Origin of the sequence: Kitasatospora sp. NPDC059408, from assembly GCF_042751525.1 — a bacterium.
GTDB lineage: Bacteria > Actinomycetota > Actinomycetes > Streptomycetales > Streptomycetaceae > Kitasatospora.
Window position 1 is genome coordinate 158,679 of the sequence record NZ_JBHYWI010000001.1, and the last position, 16,675, is coordinate 175,353.

Below are 16,675 nucleotides of genomic sequence, written 5' to 3' on the forward strand. Positions count from 1 at the left end.
GACGTGTAGTCAACGGGCCGTCCCAGCAGCGGAGTTACTTTCCCCTGGGACGGCCTTTACCTTTTCACGTGGCCGAACATGACCATGCCGTTCGTAACACCACCCCACAAAATGACTATGGCATGATCATGTGGCAATCGATGGGATGGCCGGACCGACCCGACCGGACCAAGGTCGGGCCCTGCGTCCCCCAAGGAGTCCCATGGGCAGCCCCGCTACCCTCCGTCGCGCCCTGGCTCTGCTCGCCGTAGGAGCGACCGCCGTCACGGCCGGCACCGTCTCCGTCCCGGCGGTCGGCGCTGCCGTCGCAGCGCCCTCGCACAACCTGGCCGGCGTCCACGTCCAGCCCGCCTCGGCCGGACACCACCTCGCCACGACCCGCCCGGCCCCGCTGACCACCACCCAGTGCGTCAGCCAGATCGGCATCCACTGCTACTCGCCGCTCCAGTACCAGAAGGCCTACAACCTGGGCCCGCTGTACCAGGAGGGCATCACCGGCAAGGGCCGCACGATCGTCATCGTCGACTCCTTCGGCTCGCCGACCATCCAGCACGACCTGGAGGTCTTCGACAAGCAGTGGGGCATCAAGGACACCAACGTCGAGGTCGTCAAGTGGGGCAACGTCCCCGTCTTCGACCCGAAGAACCCCGACCACACCGGCTGGGCCGGCGAGACCACCCTGGACGTCGAGTACGCCCACGCGATGGCCCCCGACGCCCACATCGTCCTGGTCGAGACCGGTGTCGCCGAGACCGAGGGCACCACCGGCCTGCCCGAGATGATGGACGCCGAGAAGGACCTCATCAAGAAGGGCGTCGGCGACGTCATCTCGCAGAGCTTCGGCGCCACCGAGAACACGTTCCCGGGTTACGACAAGGGCGACTTCAAGTCCCTGACCGACCTGCGCTACGCGTTCAAGTCCGCCGCGGCCCACAACGTCACCGTGCTCGCCGCCTCCGGCGACAACGGCGCCACCGACGCGCAGACCAACGGCACCGACCTGTACCCGTACAAGGTCAACTCGTGGCCGTCCTCGGACCCGCTGGTCACCTCGGTCGGCGGCACCCAGCTGACCCTGGACGACAACGGCAACCGCACCGCGGCCGACAAGGTGTGGCACGACAAGTCCGGCGCCGGCGGCGGTGGCGTCTCCGGCATCTTCGAGCGCCCGTGGTACCAGGCCGGCGTCGCCAACGTCACCGGCAACCACCGCGGCACCCCGGACATCAGCATGAGCGCGGCCGTCGACGGCGCCGCCTGGACGTACGAGTCGTACGACCCGACCGCGGTCGGCTGGCACCTCACCGGCGGCACCAGCGAGGCCACCCCGCTGTTCTCGGGCATCGTCGCCCTGGCCGACCAGGCCGCCGGCTACCGCCTCGGCCAGATCAACTGGCGCATGTACGGCCTGAGCCTGCTCCCGAGCGACTGGAGCGGCATCACGGACGTCAAGGACGGCGACAACGGCTGGAACGGCGTCACCGGCTACAACGCGACCGAGGGCTACGACCTCGCCAGCGGCCTCGGCACCATCGACGGCACGAAGTTCGTCCACGCCCTCGCGGGCCGGTGACGGACCTTCATCGGTCACAACAGGGACGCAGCACGGCAGCTGCACGCGGTAGGGACCTCCGGTAGGGACTTCCGGTAGGCACCTGCGCGACAGCGACAGCACATGCACTGGGCGGGAAGTCGGCGGCGGCCGACTTCCCGCCCAGTGGCGTTCGGAGGCGTGCGCGCGGGGCGCGAACGGATGACAGCGAACAGGTAACAGCGAACAGATAACAGATTTCGAAATCTGTTATCTGTTCGCTGTTACCTGTCACCCGTCGGCTGTCGCCGGTCAGTTGCCCGGTGCCGCCAGCTGGGCGAGGTAGCGCTCAGCAGCGCGGAGCTTGCGGCCCTCGGGGCCCGGGAGGTAGGCGCGCAGTTCGATGATCTCCGGCGCGATGCGGATGGCCTCCGTGCGGTCCTTGATCGCCCGCCAGCAGGCCTCGGCGTTCGTGGCCGCCTGCTGGGTCTCCGGGTGGTCCGCGCCCTGCGAGCGGAGCAGGGTCAGCGCCACCTCGCGGTAGATGTCCGCGGCCTCGGCCGGCTTGCCCGCGAGCCGGCACACGTGCGCCCGGACCTGCCGGACCTGGAGGACCGGCTCGGAGACCGCGCCGTGCTCGGCGATCGCCTCCAGTTCGAGGGCGAACGCGAGGTCCGTGGCGGCGGCGTGGTCACCCGCGTCCGCGCTGCGGACGATCCGGCCGAGCGTCTCGCGGTAGTCGGCGCGCGGCTCGGGGCCGGCGGACGCGGGGTCCTCCGCTGCGGCCGGATCCGCGGGCTCGTCCGACGTCCCGGGCTCGGGCTCGGGCTGCGCCTCGGGCTCGGCCTGGGCCTCGGGCCCGGGTGCCTCTTCGAGCGGAGCAGGCTCGTCGAGCAGAGGGGGCTCCTCCACCGGAACGTCCTCCTCGAACCGAGGCTCCTCCAGCGGGACTTCGGCCTCGGACTGGAGCTCCTCCTCCAAGTCCGGAGCCGGCACCACCACATCCTCCGGCTCCGGCTCGACGACGGCGTCCTGCGGCTCGTCCACGACCGGAGCGGCGTACGGAACGGGCGACGCGGCCTTCGCGAGCCTCACTCCCGAAGTCGGGGTCGGGGTCCGCGTCGGCGTCGGCGTCGGCGTCGGCGTCGGGGTGACGTCCCCGACAGCGACGTCCTCGGTGTCAACGTCGGCCACGGCCTCGGCGTCGGCCTCGACGTCAACGTCAACGTCGGTCAGCATGAGCGCGCGGAGCGTCATGGTCCTCGGGACGTCGGGCAGTTGCTTCTGCAGGGTGACCGGGCGCGCGGGCGGTCGCGGGGTGGGCGGCACGCCGGCCTTGCGGAGGCTCACCAGGCCGTCGACCGAGGCCTCGGGAGCGGGCTCCTCTTCGACGACCTCCTCGACGACCGCTGTGGCGACAGCATCGGACACGAAAGCCTCGGGCTCACCGGCCTCGGGCTCGATGAAGTCGGGCTCGACGACCTCGGCTTCGGCGGCCTCGGCTTCGGGGGCCGCAGCAGGCACCGGAGCCACCGGCTGGGCCGGCACGGCCTCAACCGGCGCAGCGCCCATCGGCAGCGCGTCCACAGGCGCCACGTCCACCGGCACGGCCTCAACCGGCGCAACGCCCATCGGCACCACGTCCACCACCGGACCGTCGGTGCGGCGGGCTGTGTTGCGGAAGACCGGGCGGTCCGGAGCGTGCGTCGCGACGATGACCACGTCCGGGCGCAGCACCGAGTACACCTGCTGGCGCAGCTGTTCGGGCGCGAGGACCTCGCCCGCGCCCGGGCGGCCGCCGTGCAGGGCCTCGATGAGGGCGCGGGTGAAGGTGCCGATCTGCTCCGGGTCCGGGCTGACGACGGCCCACAGCGGGACGCCGTCGCTCAGCGGGGCGGCGGCACCGGGGCCGCCGGTCTGGAGGAGGGGCCAGGCGTTCTGGTCGGCGCTGAGGTCGGCGATGACCAGGGTCTGCCAGTCGGCCGGGCGGTGGCTCAGCTCGGCGGCGATCGCCTGCCAGGGCAGGCCGTCCTGGCGGATGCTCGCGGCCTTGGAGTCGCGCAGGGTGAGGTGGAGCTGCCCGCCGCGCTTGTCGGCGACCAGGTGGCCGCCCAGGTGGACGAGGAGCGGCCCGGGGTGGCGGGCTGCGGCCCGCAGGTGGGCGAGGACGGTGTGCGGGTCGCTGGCGCCGGGCAGGTGGACGGCGTCGACCGCGTCCGCGGCGAGCAGCACCTGGGGCGAGACGGCGGCGAGCATCGCGGACAGCACCGTCGCCTGGGCCGGGACGCCGCGGCCCCAGGTGCGGCGGCCGGCACTGCCGTAGCCGCCCTCGACCACCAGGATCCGCCCGCGCGGCGCCGCCCCCAGTCCGCCGCCGACACCGGGCACCGAGAACGGCAGCGGAGTCGCGAAGGAGGGTGCCGGAGCCGGGGCCTGCACGGGCGCGGGGCCAGGCGCGCCCACGGCGGGCATGCCGGTGAGGGTCCATCCGGTCGGCGCGGCCGGCGGCGTCACCGGTACCGGCGCAGGCGTCGGCACGGGCGCCGGCCCCGGCGTAGGCGCGGGCACGGACGCGGGGACGTCCAGCGGCTCGTACAGGGCGGCCGGGCCGGGCGGGTGCTCGTCGCCCGGGATGCGCGGGGGCGGCGGCACGGCGTCCAGGGGCCCCGCGTCCGCTGCCGGTTCGGGGCCTCCTGGGACAGCTGTCGTCTCCGCCATCTTCTGGTCACCGCCCCACCCCGCCGCTCGTGCGGCGTCTGATGCCCTTACTGCGTGGTGCGCGGCACCACTCCCGTTTCGGCCACCCTACGAGATCCCGGCGCACCCGATCCAGGCCGGGTCGCCGATCGGCGCGCCGGTCGACCCGGAACCCGGCCCTCGCCCGTCAACTTCCGTTCCGGTCAAGCACATTGGCCGATGGATGCGGGGGACCGCCACGGCACTCCCCCGTCGTGTGCGGATTCCGGCGGCGCGGTGATCGAACTGTGCCCGCGCGGGCACCGCGTGACACCCCCTCCGGCGGCGGACGGGCCCACCGCCGGAGGACGGTGGTCAGGAGCCGGCCAGGAGGTCACGGAGGAGGGCGACCGTGTCGGCGTCCAGGTCGCGGCCGGTGCGGCGGCTCAGGGCGTCGAGGCGGTTGACGGCGCGCAGGAGCTGGTCCCGGGCGCCGGCCGAGGCGTACGCGTAGAAGAGGTCGCGGTGCAGCAGCTCGACGTCCGGGGCGACGGCGAGGCCGCGGAAGACGGCGGCCTCGGCGCTGCGGTGGTCGCCGTACTGGAGGCGGCGGGCGGCGAGCTCGTGGGCGGTGTCGACGATGGCGGCGATCATGTCCTGGCGCTCGGCCTCGGCCCACCCGTACGACGCGGGCGGGGCCTCGGCGAACGGGGCGCCCCGGACCAGGGCCAGGGCGTGCGCGAGCGCGGCGTCCGCCGTGGCGCTGGTGCTGCGCATGCCGCGCCGGTAGAGGCTGCGGAACTCGTCCCAGTCGCACGTGACGGCCGGGGCGTAGGAGTAGCCGTCGGCGGTGTCGGTGGGCAGGAACGCACGCCCCTCGGGGGTGGCGCCGAGCCACGCGGCGAGGCCCGCGATCTTGCCGGACAGCGGGCTCACGGCGTCGGCGGTGGTGGGGTGCGGGTCGAGGTGGGCCGCGCCCGGGTGGAGGTCGTGGTCGAGGGCGGCGTGGTCGGCGCCCGGGCGCAGCGCGAGGTAGGCGGCGAGTTCGGTGAGCCGGGGCAGGTGGCCGGGTTCGACGGTGCCGACGGCGCCTGCCACGTCGACCGGGCCGAGCAGCCGGATCCGGGGCGCGTTGCGGGCGCTGTGGGCCTCCGGGGAGCGGAGGATCGCGAGGAGGTCGTCGCTGTCGGTGCGACCGGCGGCCGTGGTCGTGGTGCCGGCGGCCGTGACAACGACCGGGGCGGTGGCGGCGGGACCGGTCCCCGGCTCCGGACGGGCCGGGATCCGCGGGGCCGCGCCGGTGGACGCCGGTGCCGGGTCATGCGTCGGCGCGGGCTCGGCAGCCGGTTCGACGGCGGGTGCCGGGGCCACGGGTGCCGGGACTACAGGCACCGGGGCCACGGACTCCGGCGCGACCGGCGCGACCGGCGCGACCGACTGGACCGGCAGCACGACGGCGGCCGGCCCCGGTACCCGCAGGTCCCGGGTGGTGTCCTCGCCGCCCTCGCCGGCACCGTCCTCGACAGGCTGCTCGACCGGCACGGCCTGAGCCGCGGGCCCGATGGGCCCGGCGGACGCGACCGGCCCGAGCGGAGTGACCGGCCCGAGCGGCAGAACCGGCGGCAGGACCGGCGGCACCTGCCCCGTCACCGCCTTGCGCCCGAGCCCGTTGACGGCGTGCCGCCCGGTCCCGGTCGTCGGCGCCGCCGGGTCGGTGCTCGCGAACGGGCTCGCGCCCGTGCCGATGACCCGGGTGAGCGCCCGCGCCCCGGCCCCCGCGCCGGAGCCGCCGACGCCGTTGGCCCCGTCGGCCCCACCAACCCCGCCGGCCCCGCCAACCCCACCAACCCCACCGACCCCAGCGGCGCCGTTCGCGCCCTCCTCGGCCGGGCCGCCGACCGTGGCCAGCACCGGTACGGCGGCGGGCAGTTCGGCCGTGTCCGAGTCGTCGCCGAAGCCGTCGTCGGCGTCGTCGTTCCCGGGGCCGTCCAGGGTCCAGGCGGGCGCCGGGTGCTGGGTGGCGTCGTCGGCGGCCCGGAGCAGTTCGGCGACCTGGTCGTACTGGGCGCCGGTGAGCCGCTGGAGCTCGACGGTCAGGTGCAGGCCGGGGATGGCGGCCTGGCCGGTGGTCGGGAGGGTCCAGCGGGCGACCGGCCCGGTGCCGCGCTCGGGGGCGCGGGTGACCACGGCGACGCAGGTGCGCGGCCGGGCGTCGAGCAGGCGGCCGAGTTCGGCGGGGACGCCGCCGCCGGGCTGCTGGGCGCAGAGGACGATCTCCGGGGTCCAGGACTCGTCGGCCTGCCCGCGGCTGCGGGCCTCGCGCGGGCTGGTGGCCTCGGCGGCGACGAGGGTGGCGCGGGCCTTGGCGGTGCGCGGGCCGAGGGCGGCGAGCGCGGCTTCGAGCGTCGGGTGGCGGTGGACGCGTTCGGCGGCCGGTCCGCTGATCGGCACCTCCTCGGCGAGGTCGACGAGGTGGAGGTGGAGCCGGTCGGCGAGCGGGCTGTGGGCGAGCTCGATGGCGAGGGTGCGCAGGACGTCGCGGGCGTCGTCGGGGTGCCCGGAGAGGTGGAGGAGGCGGACGGTCTCCAGGTCGGCGAGGACGACGGAGCCGTCCGGCGCGGTGCCGAGGGTGACCAGGGCCGGGTAGGGGGCGGCGGTCTTGCGGGCCTGGGTGGCGTTGAGGAGGTCGCCGGCGTCGGGGCTGCACCACCACACGTTGGGGGCGTGCGCGGCGCGGAAGGGCGCGATGGGCGCGGCCGGGCCGGAGAGGTGGAGCTCGACGGTGTGGCCGGGGGTGATCCGGGCCGCGATGATCGCGGGCAGGCGCTTGCCGCCGCGGACGGTGTTGCGGGCCATGGTGCGCAGGGCGCGGTCGAGCAGGTCGAGGCCGGCGTCGTCCTGACGGGCCCTGAGCTCGTTCTCGAAGGAGGCGGCCTCGGCCTCGGGCATGGTGATGCGGTGCCGGGGGCGGCGGGCCCGCAGCTGGCCACCGCGCTTGTGGGCGACGGTGCCGATCATGATGGCGGCGAGCAGGACGCCGACGGTGGAGGCGGCGAGGGCGACGGTGTAGTCGTCGCTGGGCGCCGGGTCGGCGTGGGCGGCGGGCGCGGGTGCGGGGGTGTGGCCCGGGGCGTGCGAGGGAGCAGGCGTCGGCGCCGCCTGGGTGGGTGCGGGCGCCGGAGCCTGCGTGGCGGGTGCCTGCGTCGCGGGTGCCTGCGTCGCGGGCGGCTGGCCGGCCGGGGCGGACGGCGCGGGCGTCTGCTGCGCGGGGGCCGGCGCCGGGTCGGGCGTCGGGGCGGGAGCTGGGGCCGGCGCAGGGGCAGGAGCAGGCGCGGGAGAGGTGGCTGCGCCGGGGACGGTGAGCACCATGCCCGGCACCAGCTGGTCCGGGTCGGTCAGGCGTTCGCCGTCCGGGGCCTGGGCGCCCTTGTTGGCGTCGAAGATCCTCGGCCAGGCGTCGCCGTCCCCCAACTCGCGCTGGGCGATGGCGGAGAGGCTGTCCCCTTCCTTGACGGTCACCGTCCCGTGTCCGCCGGTGGCCTGGGCACCCGCCGCGCCCGTGGCCTCGGTGCCGGTGGCCTCCGTGCCCGCTTGGGGGGTCTGCGGGGCCTGCGAAGCCGGCTGCGTCGGCGCGGGGGCGGAAGCGGGCGACTGGGCGGGCGACTTGGCCTCGTCCGGCTTCGCGTCGGCGGGCATGAGGAGTTCCCAGCCGGGCTGGATCGGCCGGTCGGCGTCGAAGCGGACGCCCGAACCGTCCATCGTCCGGCCGTCGTTGAGTCTGGCGATCTCCACCCAGCGCTCGCCCGAGCCCAGTTGCCGCTCGGCGATGGACCACAGGCTGTCGGCGGGCCGGCTGTCGCGCACGGTGTAGCTGGGGTGCTGCTCGGCGGCGGCCGCGAGGGCGGGCGCGGCCTGCGCCGCCGGCAGGGCGGCGCGCTGCACGCCGGCCGTCAACTGGGCTGCGGCCGTGGCGGCCTGGGGCCGCTCGGAGACGGCGGCGAAGGACGAACCGGCCACCGGCAGCAGCGCGAGCACCGCGCCGACCAGCCCGGCGGCCATCCGCTGGCTCCAGCCGAACGCCGGGATCCGGCGGGCGATCCGCCCGCGCAGCTGGGCCGGGACCTCCAGCAGGACGGAGAGCGCGAAGCAGGCCCAGGCCAGCCAGCCGACGACGACCAGCAGCCACAGGAACAGCCGCCCGTCGTCCGGGCCGGTGAGCGCCTGGCCGATGCCGTCCGGGGCGACGTCGCCCATCGCGGCGACCGCCTGGGTCCCGTAGAGCAGGAGGGCGGGCAGGCCCAGCAGCAGGGCGGCCAGGGTGACCAGCGCGGCGAGCGCGGTGATCACCGCCCCGGCGCGCCCGCGCCCGCCCGGCGCCCGCCGGGCGGGGGCCTGCGGGACCCGCTTGTGGCTCCGGGTGGTCCGGGCCTGGTCCGGGGCGGGTCGGGCCTGGTCCTTTGCACGTGGCGCGGCCATCAGTCGGTCTCCGCTTTCTCGACTCCGTGGACGAGGGTGGCACTGCCCCTGCCCGTTACCTGACGCTCTCCGAGGGAGCCCAGCAGGACCGGCCGGAAGTCCGTCACCACCGTGACGGTGACGACCTTGCCGTCCGCCGAGAACGTGACCCCGGCCGCCGTGAGTCCGTACAGCCCGAGGTAGGCGTCGACGGCCTTCAGGGCGTAGTCGTGCTGGACCTGGATGCCCTTGCCCTGGAGGACGAGGGCCTGGTCGAGCTGCTGTCCGCCGACCCGGGCCGCCTCCTGCGCGTAGGCGTCGTTGCGTTCGACGACCCGCAGGCGGCCGCCGACGTCGACGACGATGGCGATCACGAACACCAGGTAGACGGCGCAGATCGCCACGAAGAGCGAGACCGCACCGCGGTCGGACCGCCGCCGCGGCCGCCGCAGGCGCAGCAGACCGGTCGGCCGGCCGTGCGGCCCGGCACCCTCACGTGCACGCACCTTCACACCCCCTCGGACTTCCCCACCGCTGTTCGCCCCCTGGCCCTTCGTCCCCGCTCGTCCCCGAGCCGTTCGTCCCAATGCCGTTCGCCCCGAGCCGGCCGGCCCCGCCCCGACCGCCCCGAACGCCCCGGCCCCCACCGGGCGCCGCCCGGCCCCGTTCCGTCATCGCCCGGGCGCTCTCCGCTTGCGTCTCCCCCGCCCGGGCCGTCCCCAATCCCCGGATCCGGCCCACCTGTCGTCACGCGCCCCGGTAGCGGTCCACCACGGAGGTGAACTCGCCGGCCAGGGTCTTCGTCCCGGGCACCCCGGAGAGCCCGCCGAGCAGGTCGCCGAGCCCGACGTCGCACACCACCCGGACCTTGACGGTGGCGACGGCGCCGCCCGGCAGCTCCAGTTCCCCCTGGGTGACGGTCACCGAGAGGTTGCCGCAGGAGACGCCCTGCTGCTTCAGCTGGTCGCGGGCCGCCTCCTTGGCCGGCTCCGCCATCCCGTCGAAGCTGCGGACGAGCGAGGCCGTGCGGGCGGCCGAGCGCGCCGACGCCTCTATCGTCGCGGAGGTGGTCTGCAAGCGCCCCGCCGCGATCGCGATCAGGACCAGCCCGACCACGTACGGCGCGATGATCGCCGCCTCGATGGCCACCCCGCCACGGTCCGGCCGTCGCCGCACCCCGGCCGGACGCCACCGCGTGCGCGCGGAAGGCCCGGACCGCCCGCTCACGGCGCCGCCCCCGGCGCCGCTCCCGGCGGAACGAAGCGCTCGCGCGGCGCCTCCGCGAACTGGGTGATGTGCGGCGCGGACAGACCGGGGATCAGCAGCGTCGGGGTCAGCCGGACGGTGACCCGCACCCGTTGCGCGGTGCTGCCGTCGGTGCTCACCTCGTACGTGCCGCTGCCCTGCCGCCGCAGGAAGTCCTCGGCCTGCGCGCGCGCCGCCGCGTCCTTCGCCGCCTGGTCCGCCGCGTCGTCCGGCGCGCCCTTCGTCGCCGCGCCCGCCGCGCTCTGCGTGCGGCCGGCCTCGGCGCCCTCGCGGGCGGCGGTGAGCGCGACCTGCCGCGCGTACCACCACAGCGAGGCCTGCACGACCAGCAGCAGGAGCAACAGGACCACCGGGAAGACGATGGCCAGGCTCAGGCTCATCGCTCCCCGGTCACTCCCGCTGCCGCTGCTGCCGCCGCTGCCGCTGCCGCTGCCGCGCGAACGGCGCTTGTCGCCCATCATCAGGTTGCCGCGCCGCCCGGGTACTTCGGGTCCTGCTCGACCTTGGTGGACACCTTCTTCTGCAGGATCACCAGCGAGGCCGCGACGGCGCCGGCGACGACCACCAGCGCGATGATGGCGAGGGCGAGTTCGATGCTGATGGCGCCGCGGTCGCCGCGGGCCCGGGCGGCGCGCAGCCGGCCGAGCCGGAAGGTGAACAGCAGCAGGGCGAACTGGACGGGCAGGAGCACGGGCCGCAGGAACAGCCCGGCCAGGTATTTGAGCCGGACGGCCAGGTGGGTCATCGGGTTCTCCCGGTGGTGAGGTGCGGTGCGGGCTCGTCCGCCCGGCGGGCGCCGGGCGGACGTCAGGCGAGCATCTGGTGGAGGGCGGGGAAGACGATCAGGACGGTCATCAGCAGGGTCAGCGCGGACCCGGGGGCGACCATCCGCTCGCTGTCGGCGTTGGCGCGGGCCAGGTCCTCGGCGAGCAGTTCGCCCCGCAGGCCCTTGGCGCGGGCCCGCAGGGTGTCGTACACGGCGGCGCCGTCGGTGCCGGACAAGCGCATGATGTCGGCGACGTCCTGGAGCGGGGTGAGGCCGAGTTCGGCGGCCAGCGCGTCCAGCCCGGCCCACGGCGGCATGCGGTCGGTGGCGGCGCGGTCGAGGGCGTCGCGGATGCGCAGGAACACCGTGCCGCGCCCGACCGAGGCGGCCCGGCGCAGCGCCTCGGCCGGCCCGCAGTCGGCGGCCCGTTCGAGCGCGACGAGTTCGAGGTAGGCGGCGATGCCGTGCAGGTACTCGACGCGCGCCTCCTTGGCCTCGCCGGCGACGATGGCGTCGGGGACGAACCAGAGCAGCGCGGCCAGCAGCGGCCCGGCCACCATCGGCAGGGCGAAGGGCAGTTGGACGTCCACGACGGCGAACACCGCCGCCAGGTAGGCGGGCAGCATCAGGCCGATCACGGCGAACAGCAGCTTGTGCACCATGAAACGGGCCGGGGTGCGGCCGATCAGGGCGAGTTCGCGGTGCGGGACGCGCACCCCGCGCACGGCGACGGAGCGCTCGCCGATCCGGTCGTACCAGCGCGGGCGCTCGTCCGGGTCCTCGGGGCGGTCGGCGGGGACGCGGTGCAGCCGGTCCAGGGCCTGGCGCAGGTCCGGCGGCGCCGGGCGCAGTTCGGCGATCAGCAGCGCGACGCCGCCGGCCGCGGCGGCACCGGCCAGGACGGACCACGGCGAGATCATCGGGCCTCCCCGAGCAACTCCGCTGCCTCGTCGGCGCCTTGGGCGTCCTGACCGGGCGCGGGGCGGCGGCGGCCGGTGCGGCTGCGCCGGTCGGCCACCAGCAGCCGGGGCACCGGCGGGTGGGAGGCGAGCGCGCGCATCCACGCGATGATGGCGACGAACAGCGCGGCGACGACGGCGAGCACGACCTGCCCGACGAGGGTGGTGTACGGGCGGGTGTAGTCGGAGTTGAAGGCGCCGACCACTATCACCAGCGTGATGATGCCGACCAGCCAGCGGATCGTGGTGCGGTGCTTGGACCGGTCGGCCTCGATGGCGCGGCGCTGGCGCACCTCCTCGCGCACCGAGTCGGCCATGTCGGCGAGCGCGCGGGCGAGGCCGGGGCCGCTGTCGCCGGCCCGCAGGAGGAGCGCGGCGAGCACCTTGTCGGCGGTGGCGTCGGCGAGGCTGTCGGCGAAGGCGCGCAGCGCCTCCTCGGGCCGCCAGCGGGCCTGGAGGCGGGCGGCTAGCTCGCCGATCTCCTCCTCCAGCGCGGCGGGGGCGGTGCGGCGGCTGGTGACGATCGCCTGGTTGAGGCCGACGCCGAGCAGCAGCACGTCGGCGATGCGCTGGGTCCACTCGGAGAGCGCTTCGAGGCGTTCGATCCGGTGGGTGTCGGAGCGGGTGGTGTCGAACAGCCAGGGCAGGCCGAACACGGCGAGCGGCACCAGCAGGGCGGTCAGCGGGATGCCGGTGAACAGCCAGCCGAGCGCGGCGCCGATCAGTGCGAGCGGCAGCTGGATCCGGCGCAGGCGCACCATCCGGGCGGGGGCGGTGCCGGGGGCGCCGTACCAGAGCGTGTGGGCCCGGGTGGCGAGCGGGTTCTCCTGCTCGTCGCCGCCGTCCGCTTCCGGCGCCGGTTCGCTGCCGCGGGCCCACGCCACCAGGGCGACGACGCCACCGGTGACCAGCAGCCCGCACAGCACGAAGAGCAGCATCATCGGGCGCCACCGCCGATCCGCAGCTGGAGCTGGGAGGCCCAACTCCCGTAGCGGGAGCCGAGGAGCGAGGCGTCGAAGCCGGCCCGGCGCAGGTCGTCCAGGCACTGCGGCGGGGTGTGCGGGACGGCGCGCGGCTCGCCGAGCTCGGGGCGCGGGCCGAAGACGGTGTTCAGCGCGGGCCGGCCGCTCTCGCCGAGGCCGGTGACCTCCAGGACGTGCGAGACGAAGCGGTGCCGGCGCCCGCCGACGGCCGTCTCGTCGACCATGGCGACGTGGACGATCAGGTCCAGCGCGTTGGCGGTGAGGCGGTAGGCGAGGCCGTCGGTCATGTGCGAGCCGTACTCCAGGCAGAGTTCGGCGATGCGGTCGACGACCATGTGCGGACCGCGGGCGTGCAGCGTGCACATCGAGCCGCCCTCGCCGTTGGTCATGACGCGCAGCATCGGCACGACCTCGCCGGAGCGGACCTCGCCGACGATGATCCGCGAGAGCGTCATCCGCAGCGCGGCCGGGATGAGGTCGCCGATCGTCAACTCACCTGCCAGGCGGCCCTCGACGCGTTCCCCGTTGCCCTCGCGGGCCTCCATCGGGACGACCTGGCGCAGGTGGCCGAGGGTGTGCAGCCAGAGCTCGAACTCCGACTCCAGGGTGCCGATCCGCTCGTCCGGCGGGATCTCGGCGGCCATGGCGCGCAGCAGGCTGGTCTTGCCGACGCCCTGGGTGCCGGTGATCATCACGTTCTTCCGGGCCCGGATGGCGGCGGCCAGGAAGGCGGCCAAGGTGCTGTCCAGGGTGCCGAGCCGGACCATCTCGGGGAGCGTCGCGGAGGCCACCCGGTGGCGCCGGATCGCGACGTACGGGCGGGGCGTGACCTCGGTGAGCGCCTGGAGGCGCATGCCGCCCTCCAGGCGCAGGGCGAGGGTCGGGCTGGCGGTGGAGAGGCTGCGCTCTCCGCCACCGTGCTGGCGGGCCAGGTCCTGGAGCAGCTCGACGAGTTCGGCGTCGCTGTCGGCCACCGGCGGCACCTGGCGCAGCGGCTGGTGCACGCGCGAGACCCAGACGTCGTCGCAGCCGTTGATCAGGATGTTCTCGATCTCCGGGTCGTCGAGGTAGGGCTGGAGCCGCCCGGCGCGGAACAGCAGGTCGAACACGGCCTCGGCGAGCGCGCGGTCCTGCTCCCGGGTGGGCGGGATGCCGTGGGTCTGCGCGTAGGCGTCCGACCAGCGCGCGACGGCCTCCTCGATGAGCGCCCGGCCGCGCTGGCGGCGGGTGGCGCGGTCCGGCTCGGCGCCGGTGCCGGAGGTCAACCGGGCGATCTGCTGGTGCAGTTCGGCCGCGACCTGGCGCTTGAGCTCGCGCGCGACCTGCGGGTCGACGGCCGGCCGGGTCCCGGCGCCGCGCAGGTCGAGCGAGGGCAGCTGGGACGGGACGGCGGTGGGCCCGGCCGGCGCCGCCGCGTACACGGACTGCTGGGCGTACGGCGGCTGTTGGGCGTGCTGCTGTGACTGTTGGGCGTGCTGATGCGGCTGTTGGCCGGGCACCGGCTGGGGTACGGGCTGAGGCACCGGCTGGGGCACCGGCTGCGGATGGACCGGCCCGGTCGCGGGCAGCGGGCCCGACCACGGGAGCGCGGCCGGATCGGCGGACGGGCGCTGGTGCAGGGGGCTACCGCGCACGGAGCACCTCCCCGGGGCCGTGGGGCCGACCGTTCACCGGGGGCTGCTGCTCCTGGTGCGGGTCCGGCTCCTGGACGTGCTGTTCTGGGACCTGCTGCTGCGGGTGGGACTGCTGCTGGACGTACGGCTGCTGCGGCTGTTGTCCGTAGGCCTGCTGCTCGTAGGTCCGTTGCTCGTAGGTCTGCTGCCCGTGTGCCTGCGGTCCGTACGCCTGCTGCCCGTGCGCCTGTGGGGCGTACGGCGACGGGGCCTGCACCTGCGGGGCGTACGCCTGCGGCCCCTGCCCGGGGAACGGCGCGGGTGCGGCCGGCTGCGGCGCGAGCCCGGCGAGCGGCGCCACCGGGCCGGTGACGATCACCGGCGCGACCGGCTGCGGCTGCGCCTGGAACTGCACCTGGGCCTGCGGCTGTACCTGCGGCCGCACCTGGCCGGACGACTGCATCGGAGACTGCAACCTCGCCTGAGCGTACGGAAGTTGCTCCGCCTCCACCGACGACGGCGCCGCCATGGCAGCCCCGGCGGGCACGCCGACCGGCGCCCCCGGCTGCGCGCTCCGCGCGGGCGCGGCGACGGGCCCCGCCATCGACGCCACCGCCGTGACCGACGCCACCGGCGCCACCGCCGCGACCGGCACGTGCGCCACCGCCTGTCCGGGCGCCAGCCGCTGGCGCCGACGGCGCACCGCGAGCTGCACCTCGTCCGCCGCCGACCGCGCCGTGCGCATCAGCTCCGAACGGATGAACCGCCGGTCGGTGATGTCCCCGCCGTCGGAGAGCACCCGCGCGGTGCGCACCGCGTGCGGCAGCAGCCCGAGCACCGGCAGGCCGAACTCGCGCGACACCTCCGCCGCCGAGTACGGCCCCTCCGCGACGAGCAGCAGCCCGAGCGCGTCCGCCCCGGTGCCGGCCGTCGCCAGGTCCTCGGCGAGCGCGGCCAGCCGGGGCCGGGCCGCGCTCAGCCCGCGCAGGGTCGTCCGCACGGTGGCCGCGACGACATCCGCCCGGCGGGCGAGGACGGCGCTCGCGCCGGTGGTGCCGGAGCGGCCGAGGTCCACGATGACGTCGTAGCCCTGCTGTTCGAGCCCGTGCAGCAGGTCGGCGAGCGGCTCCCAGGTGTAGGCGAGGCCGGGCGCCTGGCTCGGGTCGGTGAGACCGGGCAGCAGGAGGCGCTCGGCGGTGCCGTCCGGGGAGAGGTCGACGAGCTGTTCCCAGAGCGTCTGGGCGAGCAGGCCGCGCCGGTCGGCGATGGCCAGGTTGCGCAGCCCGTACACCGCTTCGACGCGCCCCTCCAGGGCGCCCGCGAGCACGGCGCCGCCGTCCGGGTCGGCCTCGACGAGGACGACCCGGCGGCCGGGCTCCAGCGGCCAGGCGAGCAGGAGGGCCAGCGCGGACGTGGTCGCACCGGGTGCGCCGGGGCCGCCGGCCACCGCGATCACCGCCATCAGGCCCCACCCGCCCCTGTGCTGCGGCTCGCCCCGGCCGACGGGCTGCCCGCGGGCGGCGCCCCGGCGGCGGAGGTCCCTGGCGCGGGAGTCCCCGGCGCCGGTGTCCCCGCGGCCGGGGAGGCAGGAGCCGAGGGAGTCGAGGGGGCCGAGGGGGCCGGGGTGGACGCCCCGGCGGCCGGCGGCGCGTCCCCGGCGGCGGCGCGCGGCGCGAGCAGCACCTGGATCCGTCCGCTCGCGACCCACTGGGCCAGCCGGGGCCCGTCCGCCGTGCCGATCGCCACGTCGGTCACGACGCTGCCGTCGGTGTCCGGGCGCCCGACCGTGATGACCGTCGCGGTCAGCGAGTCCGCCCGGCCGTTGTCGGGGGTGTAGACGATCACGACCTGCATGCCCGGCTGGAGCCGGGAGGCGGGCAGCTGGCTGCGGTGGGCCGCCACGCCGACGATGATCTGCCCGGGCTGCACGGCCAGCGACTGGGCGAGGTCGCCCTTGGTGAGCATCGCGCCGCGCTTGAGGTCGGTGGCGGCCCGCAGGCCGACCGCGCCCGACCGGTCCTGCGCGGACACCGGGCGCAGCGCCGGGTCGGAGGCGATCCGCGCCACCACGAGGTCGTCGTCGGTGATCACCTGCCCGTACGGGACGTCCCGGGCGAGCGCCAGCACGGCGACCCGCTGCCCGGTGCTGCTGTAGAGGACGGCGCCGCCGAGCCCGCCGGCGGCGATCAGCGCGATCGACATGGCGAGCACGGCCGGACGGCGGCGCCGGGCCCGCAGGGTGCGGGCGGGGGCGTGCGGCGCGGCGCGGCCCTTGCTCTTCCCCGTCCCCTTGCCGCCGCCTTGGCCCTGTGCCTGTTCGGGCACGGCCACGGACACCGCGGCGCCTGCGGGTGTGCCGGGTCCCGGCGTCGCGTACGTACGGTTCTCCACCGGGTTGAGGCCTTTCGCGTGTCGTCGTGCTCGTC

At 75.9% G+C, this 16,675-nt stretch carries 12 protein-coding genes; 1 reads left to right on the forward strand and 11 read right to left on the reverse strand.

Annotated features, from left to right (window positions below; translation table 11 throughout):
• Positions 1–202 precede the first annotated feature (202 nt).
• Entirely contained in the window at positions 203–1,573 is a 1,371-nt protein-coding gene (locus ACFXDE_RS00650) for a S8 family serine peptidase (RefSeq protein ID WP_380437923.1), read from the forward strand.
• Between the two features lie 270 nt (positions 1,574–1,843).
• Here the strand turns inward: ACFXDE_RS00650 and ACFXDE_RS00655 are convergent, their stop codons facing one another.
• The 11 genes from ACFXDE_RS00655 to ACFXDE_RS00705 all read right to left on the reverse strand — a co-directional run bounded on the left by ACFXDE_RS00655 (position 1,844) and on the right by ACFXDE_RS00705 (position 16,640).
• On the reverse strand, positions 1,844–4,183 hold the full coding sequence (locus tag ACFXDE_RS00655; protein WP_380489379.1) for a hypothetical protein: 2,340 nt from the start codon (positions 4,181–4,183) through the stop codon (positions 1,844–1,846).
• 399 nt (positions 4,184–4,582) lie between these two features.
• Positions 4,583–8,683 carry a LysM peptidoglycan-binding domain-containing protein gene (locus ACFXDE_RS00660; protein WP_380489382.1) on the reverse strand — a complete coding sequence of 1,367 codons (4,101 nt, stop codon included), beginning with the start codon at positions 8,681–8,683 and terminating at the stop codon, positions 4,583–4,585.
• Positions 8,683–9,168 (reverse strand): hypothetical protein, encoded by a 486-nt coding sequence (locus tag ACFXDE_RS00665; RefSeq protein ID WP_380437917.1) that lies wholly within the window; start codon positions 9,166–9,168, stop codon positions 8,683–8,685. Before ACFXDE_RS00665 ends, ACFXDE_RS00660 begins: the two co-directional genes overlap by 1 nt.
• 241 nt (positions 9,169–9,409) lie before the next feature.
• Positions 9,410–9,811: a pilus assembly protein gene (locus tag ACFXDE_RS00670; protein ID WP_380489384.1), complete on the reverse strand. Its 402-nt coding sequence runs from the start codon at positions 9,809–9,811 to the stop codon at positions 9,410–9,412.
• A 74-nt stretch (positions 9,812–9,885) separates the two neighbouring features.
• The gene (locus ACFXDE_RS00675; RefSeq protein WP_380489387.1) at positions 9,886–10,389 is read right to left on the reverse strand and encodes a TadE/TadG family type IV pilus assembly protein; all 504 of its coding nucleotides are present in this window, start codon (positions 10,387–10,389) and stop codon (positions 9,886–9,888) included.
• Positions 10,389–10,673 (reverse strand): hypothetical protein, encoded by a 285-nt coding sequence (locus tag ACFXDE_RS00680; protein ID WP_359957841.1) that lies wholly within the window; start codon positions 10,671–10,673, stop codon positions 10,389–10,391. Before ACFXDE_RS00680 ends, ACFXDE_RS00675 begins: the two co-directional genes overlap by 1 nt.
• 62 nt (positions 10,674–10,735) lie before the next feature.
• Positions 10,736–11,614: a hypothetical protein gene (locus ACFXDE_RS00685; RefSeq protein WP_380437911.1), complete on the reverse strand. Its 879-nt coding sequence runs from the start codon at positions 11,612–11,614 to the stop codon at positions 10,736–10,738.
• Positions 11,611–12,594, reverse strand: coding sequence for a type II secretion system F family protein (locus ACFXDE_RS00690; protein ID WP_380489391.1), 984 nt, complete (start codon positions 12,592–12,594; stop codon positions 11,611–11,613). The genes ACFXDE_RS00685 and ACFXDE_RS00690 overlap by 4 nt, the downstream gene beginning before the upstream one ends.
• A complete protein-coding gene (locus ACFXDE_RS00695) occupies positions 12,591–14,270 on the reverse strand; it encodes a CpaF family protein (protein ID WP_380489394.1) in 1,680 nt (559 codons plus the stop codon). The genes ACFXDE_RS00690 and ACFXDE_RS00695 overlap by 4 nt, the downstream gene beginning before the upstream one ends.
• Entirely contained in the window at positions 14,260–15,711 is a 1,452-nt protein-coding gene (locus ACFXDE_RS00700) for a hypothetical protein (RefSeq protein WP_380489397.1), read from the reverse strand. The genes ACFXDE_RS00695 and ACFXDE_RS00700 overlap by 11 nt, the downstream gene beginning before the upstream one ends.
• Entirely contained in the window at positions 15,711–16,640 is a 930-nt protein-coding gene (locus tag ACFXDE_RS00705) for an SAF domain-containing protein (protein ID WP_380489399.1), read from the reverse strand. The genes ACFXDE_RS00700 and ACFXDE_RS00705 overlap by 1 nt, the downstream gene beginning before the upstream one ends.
• Between the last annotated feature and the right edge of the window lie 35 nt (positions 16,641–16,675).

What these genes read in the sequence shown, in the direction of transcription:
- ACFXDE_RS00680 (WP_359957841.1), bottom strand. Translation starts at nt 10,673, where the DNA reads ATGACCCACCTGGCCGTCCGGCTCAAATACCTGGCCGGGCTGTTCCTG.
- ACFXDE_RS00685 (WP_380437911.1), bottom strand. Translation starts at nt 11,614, where the DNA reads ATGATCTCGCCGTGGTCCGTCCTGGCCGGTGCCGCCGCGGCCGGCGGC.
- ACFXDE_RS00690 (WP_380489391.1), bottom strand. Translation starts at nt 12,594, where the DNA reads ATGATGCTGCTCTTCGTGCTGTGCGGGCTGCTGGTCACCGGTGGCGTC.
- ACFXDE_RS00650 (WP_380437923.1), top strand. Translation starts at nt 203, where the DNA reads ATGGGCAGCCCCGCTACCCTCCGTCGCGCCCTGGCTCTGCTCGCCGTA.
- ACFXDE_RS00675 (WP_380489387.1), bottom strand. Translation starts at nt 10,389, where the DNA reads ATGATGGGCGACAAGCGCCGTTCGCGCGGCAGCGGCAGCGGCAGCGGC.
- ACFXDE_RS00700 (WP_380489397.1), bottom strand. Translation starts at nt 15,711, where the DNA reads ATGGCGGTGATCGCGGTGGCCGGCGGCCCCGGCGCACCCGGTGCGACC.
- ACFXDE_RS00660 (WP_380489382.1), bottom strand. Translation starts at nt 8,683, where the DNA reads ATGGCCGCGCCACGTGCAAAGGACCAGGCCCGACCCGCCCCGGACCAG.